The following is a 15,361-nucleotide window of genomic DNA, read 5'->3' on the forward strand; positions in this document are numbered from 1 at the left end:
TCGTTATGGGGAGTTAATCAACTCAGGCAGGATTTTACGTTTTTATCTCGAGGAATTAAGGGAAGGGGAATCCCTCCACCCTACCCCCACGAAAAACTTTTTGCCGCAAACCCTAATTAACCCTGAATTGCTTTAGCTAGTTGAACGTGAAGTTTATGACTGGCTTTAAAAGCCATGTAATGAGCGGTGGGAATGGTTCCCAGTAAACTCAAATCACCAATTAAGTCCAATAATTTATGTCTTGCTGGCTCATTATCAAAGCGTAAAGGAGGATTTAACCATTGATTTTGATCGCAGATCAAAGCATTTTCTAAACTGCCTCCTTTAATTAAACCAGCCTTTTGCAGATATTCAATTTGATCGGCAAAACCGAAAGTCCGAGCATCTGCGATCGCATTTTGAAAACTTTCTTGATTAGGACTCCAACTATACCATTGATTACCGATCGGTTTATAAGTAAAATCGATGCCGTAGGTAAAACGTAATTCAGGGGAAGGAATCGCCGCCACAAAAGCATCCCCTTCGTACAACCAAATCGGTTGAGAAATGGTTAAATCTGATGGAGAAAAAGAGTTATTTAAACCAGCATTTTTGATCGCTTCCACCCAGATTTTAGCCGAACCATCGAGGAGGGGAATTTCCGCACCATCCACCTCAATGCGAGCATCCTCTACCCCCAAAGCGGTTAAGGCCGCTAATAAATGCTCAACAGTTCTAACCTTTGCTTCTCCTCGTCCCAATTCTGTTGATAAAGTCGTTTGGTAAACCGAAGAAACTAGAGCGGGAATAATCGGTTGATTGGCTAGATCTCTGCGGACAAAATAACGTCCTTCTCCTGGATTTGCCCCACAGACGCGCACCCGTGTTATCTCCCCCGAATGCAGTCCAATTCCCGATAATTCAAATTGTTTAGAGATAGTAGAAACCATAATTATCAAGTAATAAAGCTTTTATCAGTGAACAGCAAAAATAACTAAATTCATCGATAACTGATAACTGATAACTGATAACTGATAACTGATAACTGATTAGAATCGTTCCCCGATACCGAAATGGATACGAGAACTACCATCGACATTAAAACCGTAGTCAACCCGAATTTGGCCGACAGGAGATTGTACCCGAACACCTAAACCGTAACCGAGACCAGTACCGGGTAAATCCCGGACAATACCGGGTTGACCGGGGACATCACCTTGGGAACCAATAGTAGTGCCGAAATCGACAAATAATGCCCCTCCGATAATTGCCACAATGGGAAAACGATATTCGGCCGTCGCTTGGAAATAACTGCGACCGCTACCCACTTCTCCCTCGGCGTAACCCCGTACAGAGTTACTACCCCCAACAATAAAAGCATCGTAGGGGGGTAAGTCGCCTAATACTGTCCCTGCTTGCACATTAAAAGCTAGGGATTGCTGACCTTTAAAAATATCGGTTTCAAAGAGATTAAAGGGATTAATAAACCGAACGGGGATAAAGTAACTGTAACTACCCCGAACACGAGTTCCGAAAATACTGCCAGAACCAACCGGGACAGTTTGTTCTAAACCTAGACGCAGGAAAGAACCACTGGTGGGTTGCAGGGGATTGTCGCGAAAATCTTGAATAGCGCCAATATTGAGGGAAAATAGATCATCGGTCCCAGAGGAACTAAACGCCAGTTTTTGACTGCCAAAACCATTGAGAGGTGCAGACAGGGGGGAGATGTCACCATTGGCATTTTGCACCTGTACCTGTTGATAGTTAAAACCTAGGGAAACCACCCATTTTGGTTTTGTAAAAACATCAGGGGCCAAAGGACGGACAAAAGTAATACCGCCACCCGTGCGGACGATACGGGGACTATCATTATCGTTAAGGGTCCGAATTGAGGAATCTTCCCCATCATAAACTAGAGAAATCGACTGTCGCCGGAAAACGTTGACCGTGTAGGAAGTACGGAAATTATCCGTGGCAATCCAAGGATCGGAAAAACTCAGATCGAATAAAAATTCCCGTTCCCCTAACTGAACTTCTGCCCCTAAAGTTTGGTTATTACCGCCAAAATTGCGCTGCTGATAGCTGACAGTGCCGAATAAGCCTGCATTCGAGCTAATACCACCCCCAGCGGCCACGGAACCGGTATTACCTTCCACCACATCGACGTTAACAATCACCTCCCTTGGGTCGCTGCCGGGGGAAAAAGACAGACGCACATCCTCGAATAAACCGAGACCGAAAACACGCTGTAAATCCTGTTGGGCCGTATTGCGGTTGAAAATATCCCCCGCTTTTAGGCGCATTTCCCTAGTAATGATAAATTCTCTGGTTTTAGCCTTGACTGGTTCCTGTTCGACGTTAAAATAACGTACTTGAATTTTTTCGATTAAACCTTCGGAAATGACCAGAATCACCCGACCATCGGGATTGACTTGCGGCGCACCGATCACCTGGGCTAGATCATAGCCGTTTTTGCTGTACCAGTCATTGATTTTTTTTACCCCCGCCTGTAGTTCCCGTAAATTCAGGGTTTTGCCGTATTGACTAGCGAAAATTTCCTCGACCACCCCGGCAGGTAAAATCGATTTGTCCACGGTTTCTGGGGCAATTTGAATCTGTACACCCTGAAAAACGGGGTTAGGTTGCACCTCAAAGGTAACTCGCACTCCTAGGGGCGTATCTTGGGGAACTGCCCGCACATCGGCAAAAAAGCCCGTGGCAAAAACGGCGTTAATATCTTCTTGTAATTGCGATCGAGTCGCGCTTCGTCCGGGTCGGGTGCGAATGGTGTTATAAACTAGATTTTCTAATTCTCGATTAGCCCCTTGTACTACCACTTCAGCCACCAAAACCCGCGACTCCTCCGCCGGTGCCGGTGGAGCTGCGGTGGGAGTTTCTGTAGGGATTGGGTTTTCCGTCGGAGTTTCCGTCGGTGGTGCCACGGGTGGAGTAGTTTCTCCGGTCGCAGGAGGAGACTGTACTAGCTGCTCGACGCGGGGAAAAACCGTCTCTGGGGGTTCTTCTCCGGCCATGACCGTCCCGTGAAATAATCCGAAAATAGCCAGCAGCAGGGCCAGCGAGGAGTATCGCCTCGAAAAATTGAGATTTTTAAGCACTTCCACACACCCAGTAACACCATTATGGTTTTGTTTGTTTTCTCTGCCCGAGAAATTTAACGAACGTTAAAACTCTAGCAGATCGCTTACTCTCAGTAAATCCCAGCTTGACCGGTGATTCAAGAGATGCTGCCTCAGGTCTGATATTTGTCAGCCGTCAGCATTAAGTTTTTATCTTGCCATATCTTAGCTTTTTCTGGTTTGGCTCTATCCCAATTCACCATCGAGAATTATTGCCACCTCGGTTGGCGCACAATTAATTACGCCAGGGCAGCTGTTAACGTCTTTTTTGTAATAACTGTACCAGTTGCGAGACCTGTTGGCGATTGAACATTTGCCGCAGGGTACTAGCTGCTAATTCGGGTTCTAGGGTAATCAGGATTTGTGGTAATTTGGCGGTGGCTAATAATTGCAATTCTTGACTGACGGTGATTTCTTCCCCGCGACCCCATGCTAATAAATCACTGGCTTGTTTTAATTCTTTAATGATAACTGGGGCGAGAGTACGGTAGGAATGTTTGGGGTTAGCCAGAGCCGATTGAGCATTTTTAACTAAATATTGCCATTGTTGCTGTTCTGAAGCCAATTGAGACAGAGATGAAATTAATTTTTGTAATTGCTGACGGGAAGCGCTGGTTTCTTGCTGTTTAAACAGTTGTAACATCTGTTTGAGGATATCTCTGACGCTAATGGAGATAGAAGGGGCTGCCGCAATAGCAGAGGTAGATTTTCCCTGGCCGAGAAGATAGTTAAGATGGGCCTGTAATTCGGCAAAAGTCGCTTCACCGTTTTTAACGATGGCGTTAGCTTCCTCGCTTTGCAAACCTAAGGGCTCCCGCAGCTTATCGATTAATACCTGAAGCAGATCATAACCCTTGAGGAACAAAGACTCTAATTTTTGATCGACTTCTATAGGATTTTCTTTTAGTATTTTGAAAGCATCCTCAAGACGGTGAGCAGTTTTTTGGATACTGCTATAACCTAACATGGCCGCCCCCCCCTTGACGGAATGGACGGCACGAAACATCTCGTTCATCTGTTCATTGTTGTTGACGAGATTGCCTAAGTCTAAAATACCCTGTTCTAAAGTTTCCAGGTGTTCTTTTGCTTCTTCGATGAAATAGCCGAGAATTTTCTGAGCGTTAGCAGAGTCCAAAGTCTTATCCCCCTCATCACGATGCTGTTTAGTTCTAGATTGCCCAGTTTTTCAGTAAATATATCACTTATCAGGCAATGGCTAGGAAAACTGGCGGCTCTTCTGGTTTATGTGTGGAAACGAGATCTATACTGATAGTCTCTTCCGCAGCTCGACTGAGCGTTCGTGTTAGTAAGCTTGTCGAACTAATGATCTCACGCCGAAGTCATCGCCGAACGTTAAAATAGCCCTAAACGTCTTGCCCGATAAGCATTTCAAGATTCCATAAGCAAAAATTATCACACAAAGTCGAGAAGAGCCCTGATATTTTTTCAGTGAAATTGAATTAGCAACGATAGATATACATTTGAGCTATCGAACTATTTAGTTAGTATATAGACCCAAAGCAGGCTGTGATCAGGTTATAATTTTTGGAGATGTTTAATGAGCATGGTGCGTTCCCCAAAATCTATCGGTCCGGCAGTAGGAGCCACATCAAGGAACGCACACTATAGCTATGATGATCGCTATGCTAGAAATAAGCTCTGTTCCGTCCGCAGCAACGAAGTGTTAGACATCTTTTAGCTCTTCAAACCTTGACAAGAGCCTATGAGGAACTAAGAAAATCATTTTAATATGAGAGTTTGTCGGTTTTGTTTCAATCTTCATGAATTTTGGTTGGAAATTATCTCCATTCTCATCCTTAGATTTGACGAAAGCAAAACAGGTAAATTCAATAGATTTAATAAATTCGAGGAGCTTCTTTGTTGGATAAATTTCCGACAAGACCAAAGGCTGATCTCGAATGAGAAGATTTTTGCCACCCATTAGTATATCGAAATCTGCACCTTCAGCATCCGTTTTGATACAGGAAACACTCAGTAACGGATAATCAGACATCAATTTGTCTAAAGTATTTACCTTGACTGTCACCTTGTTCTCTTGGGGACTATACCTAACCAGCGAATTTAGTTCAGGCATTGAGTTCAAATTAAGATCCATAGTGCCAGGCTCGGAAAAAAGTGCTTCTTCTAGAATATGACAATTTTGAAACTGGGAAAGATTTCTCTTTAAGTGTTCAACCATTCTCGGATCGGGTTCAAAGGCATAAACCTGATTGGATGAAGGAGCAGCCAGTAAACTGTAATAACCAATATTAGCCCCAACATCAATAAAGTCTTTATTAATATCTAAGAACCGATGAAGGATAATTTCAGATCCCCAATCTAACTTGCTTCCCTTGAGGAAAATTTCCGTTCCGAATCGACTATCATAGGGCAGAGTCATTTCTACATTATTAAATAGAACCATTTTCTGGTTGAGCTTGGTTATCTTATAAAATGCTCGTATTACATAGCGGTATAGGAAATTCCAGCCACCAATCTCTCGAACCAATCCAAGAAAATAACTGAACTTATGCAAATAAGTAGTTTCTTTAAACATATACTCTCACTTCAAGTTAGGCATGAAGGCATCTAAATATTAATTATACCGCTCTCTGCGGTCGAGCCTCCTCCTCTGTCCTACTATCCTACCCCATCGGTCCGACACCCCCTCAATAAAACCCAATACCGCACTGTGGGGTCTAATCACTATCGGTGACTAGGTAATTATGAACTCCCGATTTTAATGGCTCTTCCGAACTTGTCGTGTAAAATTAAAGAAAAAACAGACACTTATTGCTGACCAATAAAAATAATAATTTATCTTTAAAAGCTAACTATGCTTGCAATACAGCAATTTATTGGTTAAAATATAGACAGCCAAAACCAGCAATTTTAGACACAAGCTATACTTATGCCATCAAATCCACAATTAAAGTTAATGACCGAGCTACTTCACCTAGAAGGAGTTGTCGTTACCAATTATCAAATTATTACCGATATAGGAATTGTTTTACATTTAGAAAATATGTCAAGAGAAAGCCAGTGTATTCATTGCGGAAGTAAAACGGAAAAAGTTCATCAAAACAATGAATTAACAATCCGAGATTTACCCTTTGGAGAACAGGCATTATATCTGAGAATCAATCGTCGTCAGATGAGATGCGAGAAATGTGGGAAAAAATTCACAGAAGAACTAAATTATTTGCCGAAGAAAAGAACCTACACAGACAGATTTAGAAAAAAAATAGTGGCCGAAGTCCTGAATAGTGATCTCAAAAATACGGCAGAAAGAAATGGAGTAAGCGAACAAGAAATAGAGACGATGCTCAAAGACTTAGGAGAAGAGTTAATAACCGCAAAACCTCAAGGTCTAAAAAAACTAGGAATAGATGAAATAGCCATGATAAAGGGAAAAGGAAATTACTATGCTGTGTTAGTAAATATAGACACAGGAAAAATTGTAGGTTTAGTGGAAAAAAGAACAGAAGAAGCATTAACAGAATATCTGAAACAGTGGGGAGAAGAGGTTTTGAGCCAAATAGAGGAAGTAAGTATAGACCTGTGGATAGGGTATAAAAATGTGGCATAAAAACTAATGCCTCAAGCTCAAATAGTAGGAGGTAAATTCCATGTAATGAAACAAGTAAATAACGAGTTAGATGAAGCAAGAAAGGAGGTAAAAAGAGAGGCAGCTAAGATAAAAAATAAGAAAAATAAAGAAAATATCTTAGCAGGAATAGCCAAGAGCAAATATGCCTTATTAAAGAATGAAGGAGACTTAGTAGAGAAAGAAAGGAAAAAATTGGAAGAAGTATATAAAGTGTCTCCAAAACTTGGGGAAATGCACAAATTAAAAGAGGAATTTAGAGAAGTATTTGAGAAAAATACGGAGGGGAATGAGGGATTATTTGCCTTGAGTGATTGGCTCAAAAAGGCGATGGCTTACTTTCCTAAAAGCTGCCAGACAATGAGGCGGTGGATTGATGAAATAACTGCCTATTTTGATAACCGAACAACCCAGGGAACAGTGGAAGGAATTAATAATAAACTGAAGGTGATTAAAAGGAGAGGCTATGGATTTAGAAACTTTAAAAAACTTTAGTCTTAGATGTTTATTAAATTGGCATTTTGCTAGTTGATTTTACATGGTAAGTTCGGAAGAACCGGAAATCTTTAGCTGGCATAAGTAGAATTTTTCTCAAGTTACTATTTCTATTTTAGGTGGTTTAAGTGCGTTTTAGCTTACTACCGAATCATTACCGCTGGTTTTGTGCTTCTAGAAATTCCACCCGTGCCTGGGTGGACTGCAATTCTTTGACTAATTCCCGATAGACCGAGAGGGGAACCGAGGGGCGACCAGTGCAACTCTGGGGTACTTGGGGGAAATACGCGGAGTAGTGGTTATGAATTGACTAATTTAGGGCTTTTAAGTGGTAAAAATGGCCTACTGGACCGGTTCCGCTACCGATAGCGAGGGAATGCTCAAGGGCGTTAGTAACGTAATCCTTGGCGTTTTTCACCGCTATTTTTAGGTCATCACCCAAAGCGAGGTTAGCCGCGATCGCTGCCGATAGGGTACAACCAGTCCCGTGAGTGTTATTGGTTTCGACGCTTCTGGTCTTAAAAGTTTGCCATTCCTCCCCATCAAAGTAGATATCAACCCCACGCAGCCGGCCTTTCATGGCTCCTCCTTTCACTAATACTGGTGTGGCTGACTTCTGGAAAATAATTTCGGCGGCCGCTCTCATCGTCTCAAAATCATTGATCTCGATGCCACTTAAAAGCTGTGCTTCGTAACGATTAGGGGTAACAATCGAAGCCAGAGGAATTAAACTATTAAAAAGACTATCTATAGCCCGATCATCAATTAATTTGGCTCCTACCCGCGAAACCATAACCGGATCCACCACTAAACTGGTTAAACGCCAGCGCTCGATCGCCTCGGCCACCGCTTCGATAATCTCGCTACTAAACAGCATTCCCGTCTTGACCGCTGACACACCGAAATCCCTGACCACCGCATCGATTTGGGCTGTTACCATTTCTGGACTTAAGGATTCGACGCGCTCGACCCCCAGGGTATTTTGGGCGGTAACGCAGGTAAGGGCGCTGGTGCCATGAACTCGGTGGAAGGCGAAGGTTTTCAAATCAGCTTGAATTCCCGCGCCGCCACCACTATCGGAACCAGCGATGGTGAGGGCAATGGCAGTCATAGGCGGTTAGCGATCAAAAGGACGACGACGTTGCAAGAAATCGGGGATATCTAATCCCGCCGGTTTTGGTGGTTCGGGAGTGGGTGCCGGACTGGGTGCGGGGGTATTAATCACCACTTTGTTACTGGTGGGACGAGAGGGGGATTCCCCAGAAAAACCGGTGGCAATGACGGTAATTCTGACTTCTCCCTGCATTTTCTCGTCAATTACTGCCCCAAAGATGATATTAGCGTTGGGATCCACCACTTCATAGATAATTTCGGCGGCGGCATTGACTTCGTGTAGGGTTAGGTCTTGACCACCGGTGATATTAAAGACCACACCTTTCGCCCCTTCGATCGAGGATTCCAGTAACGGCGAGGAAATAGCAGCGATCGCTCCTTCCTTAGCCCGAGATTTTCCGGAACCGATGCCGATGCCCATTAGGGCCGAACCCGCATCGGCCATCACTGCCCGCACATCGGCGAAATCCACATTCACCAGACCGGGGATAGTGATAATGTCCGAGATGCCCTGCACCCCTTGCCGCAGCACATCATCAGCGACGCGAAAAGCCTCCTGTAGGGGAGTTTCGGCGGGTATTACCTGTAATAACTGGTTATTGGGGATAATAATCAGGGTATCGACCCGACTTTGTAAACCGCCCACCCCCTCATCGGCCTGATTAGTGCGACGACGACCCTCGAAGGTAAAGGGACGAGTCACAACTCCCACGGTCAAACAGCCGATTTCTTTGGCAATTTCGGCCACAATTGGAGCAGCCCCCGTTCCCGTGCCACCGCCCATGCCGGCGGTAATAAAGACTAGATCGGTTCCTTCCAATGCTTGGGCGATTTCATCCCGAGATTCTTCCGCCGCTTTCTGTCCGATGGCCGGATTGCCGCCCGCCCCTAGGCCGCGGGTTAATTTTGTCCCGATTTGTAACCTCTGGGGGGCGGAGGAATGGGCTAGGGCTTGCGCGTCGGTGTTAATTGCCCAAAATTCGATTCCGGTCACGCCACTGGCGATCATGCGGTTAACGGCGTTACAGCCCCCACCGCCGACCCCGATCACCTTGATCTTGGCGACATTGCTCGGCACGATGCGATTACTACGACTTTCTTCTCGGGGTGTCATCTGTGATTCATGGGGACGAGTAAATAATACTCCAGCATTATTCTGAGAGTAATGATTATCTTCGCTCATAGCTGAACTGGCATAATCGTTACTGTTCAGATTGGGATAGGTGGGAACGATTTCATTAATCGATGTCATTGGAATTAGAACACTCTTAGTACAAGATTCTGTTATTGGTTTGATGAATCTAAAGATGCAATGTTAACACTATCACTAATATTATGTCGGTTCCAGTATCTACATTATCAGTTTCTGATTCAGAAAATCATAATTTGGGGTTTTTAGCAATACACAAAGGGAATAATTGCGGTTATTTGCAGATCAATTCCAGTTAATCCCGACCGGTTGCCGTTACTTTGGCAACCCTAGGGGCTGGCTGTGGCTTTAATTGTACAGTGGGAGCATCGGGATTGCTCAGATCAATGTAGATAATTCGCGCTAGAGGTATCTTGGATGACAATGACCGCGATTGTACGAGAGCGGTTAATTTTTCGGGCAATCTATCTTTATAAAAACCTAAATAGACCTGTCCTAGCTCGGTTTTTAGTACAAGATTACTAGGATTGCGCCAATCGATGGCGGCAATTTTAATGGATAAGTTATCAATTAAGGGATAAATTTTTTGCCACTGTTGTTGATATTGTCGGTCGTAACCAAGCACTTCTAGGCTAGGTAATTGGTTTTTGGGCAGAGTTCGACCATAATAGCTTTGAGGAATTATCGTTCCGGAGGCATCTAAAAAGCCTTGCTGTTGATGGGAACGCCAACGGGCAACAGGTTTTCTTTCTTGAATAGAAACAATCACTTTCGGGGGTAATAATTGCCGCTCGATCTTAACGTCGGCAATAGCGGGAATAGCCGCTAATTTTTCTCGTAATTGATGGGTAGGTAATTCCCAGAGAGATAGAGGATAGCTTAATTTCAGCCAAGCGCGAATCGACTCGGGGGACATTAATTCCGTGCCTGCGATTTCCACCTGTCCAGCCTTGGTAATTGTCCAATAGGGTGAAGTCATCCCCCAAGCTAATCCCGCTGCTAAACCACTAACCACCAGAAAGCGACCTAGAGCTTGCCACACCTTTGATCGCCTTTGGTGGCGCAGGTTTTGTCGTTTTTGTTCCAGGGAGAGGGATGAAAGAATTTGATCGCTCATAGGGGAAATCCGGGGCAGTTTTGCTGTTATCTTAGGTCGCGAGGTGGGCTGCTGACAACTCGATCGCTACTCAAATAACCAGTTTGACAAAGAAAGAGATAATAAATGTTATAACAGTAGTAGTCTACAGGCGTTCTTTTGTCTGTCTCCATTAAACCTAAACGCTCCTTTTTGCCAAGATATTTCGACGGTCAGCCCGAAAGAGCGTTCCGGCAAGAACAGCCTAATTTATCCGAAAATTACCTATGGTTATCAACAAACGCGGACTTGTTCTCGGTGCTACAGCAGTGGTCCTGTCTACCGTCGCCGTCACGGGGGCGGGATTCCGACTCTCCCAAAGTCAAGCTTTTTTTCAGGAAAGTCCCAAGGAAACCGTTGATGAGGTTTGGCAGATCATCAACCGCACTTATTTAGATGGCACTTTTAATCAATCGGACTGGAACGCCATCCGCAATCAGTATTTAAATCGTTCCTACAAAAATCAAGAGGAAGCATACACCGCTATCCGCGAGATGTTGAAAACTCTCAATGATCCCTATACCCGTTTTATGGATCCCAAAGAGTTTAACAATATGAGAATCGATACATCGGGAGAATTGACCGGGGTAGGGATTCAATTGACCAAAGATGAGAAAACCAAGCAGTTAGTCGTGGTTTCACCCATTGAAGATACTCCCGCTTCTAAAGCTGGTGTGCTGCCCAAAGATGTGATTATCGCTATCGATGATAAATCTACCGCAGACATGGAACTCGATCAAGCGGTGAGCATGATCCGCGGCAAAGTGGGGACAAGCGTTAAGATCACGATTCAACGGGGTGAGGAGAAGAAAGAATTGACTCTTACCCGGGCTAAAATTGAAATTCACCCGGTACGCGCCCACACAGAAAACACCCCGATCGGTAAAGTCGGTTATATCCGTCTCAATCAATTTAGCGCCCAAGCTAGTGGCGATATGAGTCAAGCGATTCGCGAATTGGAAGCTGAACAGGTGAAGGGTTATATTCTCGATCTGCGTTCCAACCCCGGTGGTTTACTCTACGCCAGCATCGAAATCGCTCGGATGTGGATACCCGATGGTTTAATTGTCTCTACGGTCGATCGCAAAGGGGTGACGGAACGTCAACGGGCCAACAATCAAGCTTTGACTAATAAACCCCTAGTTGTCCTCGTCGATGGTGGTTCCGCCAGTGCCAGTGAAATTCTCTCCGGAGCTTTACAGGATCATGATCGGGCGGTTATTGTCGGTACGAAAACCTTTGGTAAGGGATTAGTGCAATCGGTACGCAGTCTTAGTGACGGTTCCGGATTAGCGGTGACAATTGCCAAGTATCTCACCCCCGACGGACGCGACATCAATAAAGATGGTATTCATCCGGATGTGGAGTCGGAACTGAGTGAGGAAGAGCGCAAAAATCTTCAACAGGAACGGGATCGGGTGGGAACTTTCCAGGATCCTCAATTCAAGAAAGCTTTTGAAATCTTGGAAAAAGAAATCGCGGAAGGTAAGAAAACGCCCACCAATACCGCTAAACAATAGGTTGACATTTGCCCGCTCGAATTAAACCCACCCGACGGGCGATCGCTTCTCCCCGCTCGGCAAAAGGACCCCAGTATTGACCATTAACTGGGGTTTTTCCGTTTTCTAGGGCTATAATCTGACAAATTCCGGTATTTTCCTGGACAATGTACCAGTTTTGTGCGCTATTATCCATAGATTTTTCTCCTTAATCCCTCTATTCCCTTGTTTATAGCGTCTCTCAATCCCGAAGTAAAAAATTTTTATCAACTTCTTGACAAAATCGGGGAGATAAATGCTAATATTAAAAAGGTCTGTCCAATGGGGATTAGCCAAGCGGTAAGGCAGCGGGTTTTGGTCCCGCCATTTCCTAGGTTCGAATCCTAGATCCCCAGTTTAAGATTTTTTATCCCTAATCCGTCAATGATCGAGAATATCCTTGATCAAAGCTTCCTTGAGCCAAATACGAGCAATAAGCGTCAGGGGAACCGCCAGAAATAGCCCTAAAAAGCCAAAAATCGAGGCAAAAAACAACTGGGCCAACAGGGTAAAAGCGGGTAAGAGCTTGAGCGACCGCACTGTTAAAATGGGCAACGGTGGATGATGGTCGAAATACTGAATTAACAGATAAATACTGCTGTAGAGTAGTAAAACCGCCCAGGATTGCCAGGGAGCTTCCAGAAGGGCGATAGAAAAGGGTAAAATCGTGCTTAAAACCGGCCCGAGGTTGGGGATAAAGGTGAGAAATCCTGCGAGAATAGATTGGGAAAAAGCGAGGGGAATGCCAATCAGGGATAGACCCAAACAACTGCCCAAGGTCATAATCAACATATGACAGAAAATCCCTTTTAGCCAAGCTTTTAAATCTCGATCGCAGTGTTCTAGGATCGATCGTACCCTAGAACGGTAGAAAGCGGGAAATAAACGCAGAAAGCAACGGTAGTAAGCGGCAGGATCGGCGAGAATCATCAAGCTCAGGGCAATAATTAGCATTAAGCTGAGGATAATGCCAAAAGTACCGTAAAAAATGCTCAAACCCCGGCCAGCAATTTGGTTAATTAGGGGTTGTAATTGAGCCAGCAGCGTTTTAAAGTCTGGAAAGACAGTGGCCAGACTAGGATCGAGATAATCCTCAAGACGATGCACTTGTCCCCAGAGTCTTTCTATAGCTTGGGGAAGTAAACTAAATAATTGGCGAAATTGTTGGACTAAAGCGGGTATAATCACTAAAAAAATACCGATAATACCAATAAAGAAGCCAAAAAGGGTGATAATTAGGGCGTAGGAACGCTTCAGGTGATGACGCTGCCACCAAGTCACAGCCAAATTTAAAATCTGAGCCAGAAGAATCGCCATCAATAATAATAAAAGAATCTGTCGAATCTGCCAGAGAATCAACAGACAAAAGACTAACAGGACTAAACCGAAGCTGCTGCCAAAAGTCATGATGAGTAAGGAGAAAAATTCCTAATCAGTTATTGTCCGTCTCCAGAGGGCAAAAACCGTGAGCAGAAAAGGAGTAAAAACCAGAATTAAAGTGTTAAGAGGACCAGGAGCGATCGATAATAAAGGGGCAAGATATTTAATTCCCAGGGAAATTAAAGCCGATATCAAGATTATTTTGATAATAAAGCCGCTCATAGATGAATGTTTAGGGGACACCAGCACTATCTTATCCCTGAAGAGGTTAAAAATTGCTCAAAATCTGGCAATCATCCCCCTTAATCCTCAAATCCCTAGAGGCTCCTTTGGTGGGCAACCAAACTCAGCCGGAAAAGGATACTATGGCCAACTAGAAAATATTAAATTTTTATAAAGTTTTTTCAATTTCCCTAACAAAATGTAAAAATAGATACAGAATAAGAAATAAGATCTTTTCGTTTGTTGACCCTAAATAGGGACGACAAGGGGGATTAAAGTCACTTTAAAGCATTGCAGGGAGTCAGTGATATTATGTTAGCCTATCGAGGAGTTAAGTACGAAAGGGATTCTCTCCCCTTGGAGATGAAGACTGGAGATATCGGGGGTAAATATCGAGGTCAAGACTGGAATCACCATTATCCTCGCCATATGCTCCAATTAGAGCCGAAACTGCATCGTCAGTATCGTGGGGTTGCCTACAGCACCCGTCCTCATCTTGCTGGACAAGTCATCCCAAGCACTTGTCCGTTGCCGGTTGTCAAACCCCCTATTGTCGTCCAAGAGGAAACCCTTTCTAGCGTCCATCTGAGCAATATTCGTCTTCGTCTGGAACGTCGTTTACAAATCGCTCAAGAGAATGGGGATGAAACCCTCGTTAATCTCTTGAAAAAAGAATCCCAAGACTTAGCCTTAAACTGCTAGATTAGCGGTTTTTCTCCACTTTCCCCTCGGTTCTGCCGGGGGGAATATTTTTGGGCGCAAAAATCTTATCGATAGAAATTATCACCCTGGTTAAGAGTTTACAAGCTTTTAATTATATTAGGTCGAGGTCTATTTTAGTTCGGGTTCGGATTGGGGCGTTGTATCATTTCCACAACATTTTTGATACCTTGGATAAAAGTTTGAAAACTACGCGATTTATTTTCAGTTAGGGAAAGATGGGGGGCAATCTGTTTAGAGTGGGTTCCTGCATAATACTCTTTCACTAGCTTTTTTAATTCTTGTTTGGCCGAGTTAAGCAGGTCCGGTTCTCTGTATTTACTTTTATTTTGTTTTTGGCCGAGACTATTTAAATTAAGTAGCTGGTTATAATTAAATTAAAAATGGATTTTAGGTTCGATCCCCCCTGCCCCCCTTGATAAGGGGGGTGCCGATAGGCGGGGGGATCCCCCCTTAATCCCCCCTTAATAAGGGGGGCATCTGATAATTTTTAACGCCTACCTACTTATACGCCTTGGCCACCGCTGCTAAATCTCCCAGAAACCAAGATTCTAATTCATGGCAAATAATCCGAATTAAGACTTGAGCATCACTGGCATTTTGACAAATTTCTCCTAGGTCTTTTTTGAGTTTTTGACAATCGTGGGAGTCCTGATCATGGACAATAATAAATTTGGTATTGGGACTAGATTTATTGAAAGCTTTGAGTTTTATAGGAATAGATTTTGCTAGGTCTTGTTTACCTGACAGGGGGACAAGCGAGCTAGAAAACTTGCCAACACAGGCTTCTGGCTTCTCTCGCTAGAAATAGATCTAGCGATTCTAGGCAAAAAGCTAACGAAAGAATTAGGGATAGGAGCGAGCTTACTAGGAATTATTATT

General features: G+C 44.0%; 13 protein-coding genes, 1 tRNA gene and 2 pseudogenes. 5 read left to right on the plus strand and 11 right to left on the minus strand.

All coding sequences use genetic code 11. From position 1 onward, the window contains the following. Positions 1-116 precede the first annotated feature (116 nt). From lpxC to O9323_RS06715, 3 genes are all read right to left on the minus strand, one after another. Positions 117-929: a UDP-3-O-acyl-N-acetylglucosamine deacetylase gene (lpxC, locus tag O9323_RS06705; RefSeq protein WP_002738636.1), complete on the minus strand. Its 813-nt coding sequence runs from the start codon at positions 927-929 to the stop codon at positions 117-119. 99 nt (positions 930-1,028) lie between these two features. Continuing rightward, positions 1,029-3,014 (minus strand): BamA/TamA family outer membrane protein, encoded by a 1,986-nt coding sequence (locus O9323_RS06710; RefSeq protein WP_002756205.1) that lies wholly within the window; start codon positions 3,012-3,014, stop codon positions 1,029-1,031. Positions 3,015-3,375: 361 nt separating this feature from the next. After that, positions 3,376-4,254 (minus strand): Hpt domain-containing protein, encoded by an 879-nt coding sequence (locus O9323_RS06715; protein WP_288124866.1) that lies wholly within the window; start codon positions 4,252-4,254, stop codon positions 3,376-3,378. 429 nt (positions 4,255-4,683) lie between these two features. Here O9323_RS06715 and O9323_RS06720 point away from each other — a divergent pair, with 429 nt between their 5' ends. Then, positions 4,684-4,818 (plus strand): hypothetical protein, encoded by a 135-nt coding sequence (locus tag O9323_RS06720; RefSeq protein ID WP_288124867.1) that lies wholly within the window; start codon positions 4,684-4,686, stop codon positions 4,816-4,818. Here O9323_RS06720 and O9323_RS06725 read toward each other — a convergent pair. Continuing rightward, a complete protein-coding gene (locus O9323_RS06725; RefSeq protein WP_288124868.1) occupies positions 4,804-5,676 on the minus strand; it encodes an FkbM family methyltransferase in 873 nt (290 codons plus the stop codon). The genes O9323_RS06720 and O9323_RS06725 overlap by 15 nt on opposite strands. Positions 5,677-6,030: 354 nt before the next feature. Here O9323_RS06725 and O9323_RS06730 point away from each other — a divergent pair. Beyond that, positions 6,031-7,258, plus strand: a pseudogene (locus tag O9323_RS06730) (ISL3 family transposase). A 273-nt stretch (positions 7,259-7,531) separates the two neighbouring features. Here O9323_RS06730 and thiD read toward each other — a convergent pair. The 3 genes from thiD to O9323_RS06745 form a co-directional block, all read right to left on the minus strand. Then, positions 7,532-8,332, minus strand: a complete 801-nt coding sequence (gene thiD / locus O9323_RS06735; protein WP_288124869.1) for a bifunctional hydroxymethylpyrimidine kinase/phosphomethylpyrimidine kinase — start codon at positions 8,330-8,332, stop codon at positions 7,532-7,534. A gap of 6 nt (positions 8,333-8,338) precedes the next feature. Then, the gene (gene ftsZ / locus O9323_RS06740) at positions 8,339-9,586 is read right to left on the minus strand and encodes a cell division protein FtsZ (protein WP_002738456.1); all 1,248 of its coding nucleotides are present in this window, start codon (positions 9,584-9,586) and stop codon (positions 8,339-8,341) included. A gap of 193 nt (positions 9,587-9,779) precedes the next feature. Then, positions 9,780-10,601 (minus strand): cell division protein FtsQ/DivIB, encoded by an 822-nt coding sequence (locus tag O9323_RS06745; protein ID WP_004161872.1) that lies wholly within the window; start codon positions 10,599-10,601, stop codon positions 9,780-9,782. Between the two features lie 245 nt (positions 10,602-10,846). Here O9323_RS06745 and ctpC point away from each other — a divergent pair, with 245 nt between their 5' ends. Then, positions 10,847-12,139, plus strand: coding sequence for a carboxyl-terminal processing protease CtpC (gene ctpC, locus O9323_RS06750; RefSeq protein WP_002756223.1), 1,293 nt, complete (start codon positions 10,847-10,849; stop codon positions 12,137-12,139). On the opposite strand, the gene O9323_RS06755 is transcribed toward ctpC, so the two are convergent. Then, positions 12,129-12,314, minus strand: coding sequence for a hypothetical protein (locus tag O9323_RS06755; RefSeq protein WP_002736073.1), 186 nt, complete (start codon positions 12,312-12,314; stop codon positions 12,129-12,131). The two genes, ctpC and O9323_RS06755, sit on opposite strands and share 11 nt — an antisense overlap. A gap of 126 nt (positions 12,315-12,440) precedes the next feature. On the opposite strand from O9323_RS06755, the gene O9323_RS06760 reads away from it, so the two are divergent. Next, positions 12,441-12,513 (plus strand) — tRNA-Gln (locus O9323_RS06760). A gap of 25 nt (positions 12,514-12,538) precedes the next feature. Here the strand turns inward: O9323_RS06760 and O9323_RS06765 are convergent. Together O9323_RS06765 and O9323_RS06770 are read right to left on the minus strand one after the other, a co-directional pair. After that, on the minus strand, positions 12,539-13,564 hold the full coding sequence (locus O9323_RS06765; protein WP_002756224.1) for an AI-2E family transporter: 1,026 nt from the start codon (positions 13,562-13,564) through the stop codon (positions 12,539-12,541). Positions 13,565-13,585: 21 nt separating this feature from the next. Next, a complete protein-coding gene (locus O9323_RS06770) occupies positions 13,586-13,759 on the minus strand; it encodes a hypothetical protein (RefSeq protein ID WP_199309408.1) in 174 nt (57 codons plus the stop codon). 309 nt (positions 13,760-14,068) lie between these two features. Here O9323_RS06770 and O9323_RS06775 point away from each other — a divergent pair, with 309 nt between their 5' ends. After that, positions 14,069-14,461 (plus strand): DUF4278 domain-containing protein, encoded by a 393-nt coding sequence (locus O9323_RS06775; RefSeq protein ID WP_024970527.1) that lies wholly within the window; start codon positions 14,069-14,071, stop codon positions 14,459-14,461. Between the two features lie 525 nt (positions 14,462-14,986). On the opposite strand, the pseudogene O9323_RS22565 reads toward O9323_RS06775, so the two are convergent. Continuing rightward, positions 14,987-15,226: pseudogene (locus O9323_RS22565) on the minus strand (DUF4276 family protein); the annotation flags it as partial. Positions 15,227-15,361 lie beyond the last annotated feature (135 nt).

Origin of the sequence: Microcystis sp. LE19-131.1A, from assembly GCF_027532015.1 — a bacterium.
Lineage (GTDB): Bacteria > Cyanobacteriota > Cyanobacteriia > Cyanobacteriales > Microcystaceae > Microcystis > Microcystis ichthyoblabe_A.

Coding starts and splice junctions, on each gene's coding strand:
- lpxC (WP_002738636.1), bottom strand. CDS start 929: ATGGTTTCTACTATCTCTAAACAATTTGAATTATCGGGAATTGGACTG.
- O9323_RS06720 (WP_288124867.1), top strand. CDS start 4,684: ATGGTGCGTTCCCCAAAATCTATCGGTCCGGCAGTAGGAGCCACATCA.
- ftsZ (WP_002738456.1), bottom strand. CDS start 9,586: ATGACATCGATTAATGAAATCGTTCCCACCTATCCCAATCTGAACAGT.
- ctpC (WP_002756223.1), top strand. CDS start 10,847: ATGGTTATCAACAAACGCGGACTTGTTCTCGGTGCTACAGCAGTGGTC.
- O9323_RS06765 (WP_002756224.1), bottom strand. CDS start 13,564: ATGACTTTTGGCAGCAGCTTCGGTTTAGTCCTGTTAGTCTTTTGTCTG.
- O9323_RS06710 (WP_002756205.1), bottom strand. CDS start 3,014: ATGGCCGGAGAAGAACCCCCAGAGACGGTTTTTCCCCGCGTCGAGCAG.
- thiD (WP_288124869.1), bottom strand. CDS start 8,332: ATGACTGCCATTGCCCTCACCATCGCTGGTTCCGATAGTGGTGGCGGC.
- O9323_RS06755 (WP_002736073.1), bottom strand. CDS start 12,314: ATGGATAATAGCGCACAAAACTGGTACATTGTCCAGGAAAATACCGGA.
- O9323_RS06770 (WP_199309408.1), bottom strand. CDS start 13,759: ATGAGCGGCTTTATTATCAAAATAATCTTGATATCGGCTTTAATTTCC.
- O9323_RS06745 (WP_004161872.1), bottom strand. CDS start 10,601: ATGAGCGATCAAATTCTTTCATCCCTCTCCCTGGAACAAAAACGACAA.
- O9323_RS06725 (WP_288124868.1), bottom strand. CDS start 5,676: ATGTTTAAAGAAACTACTTATTTGCATAAGTTCAGTTATTTTCTTGGA.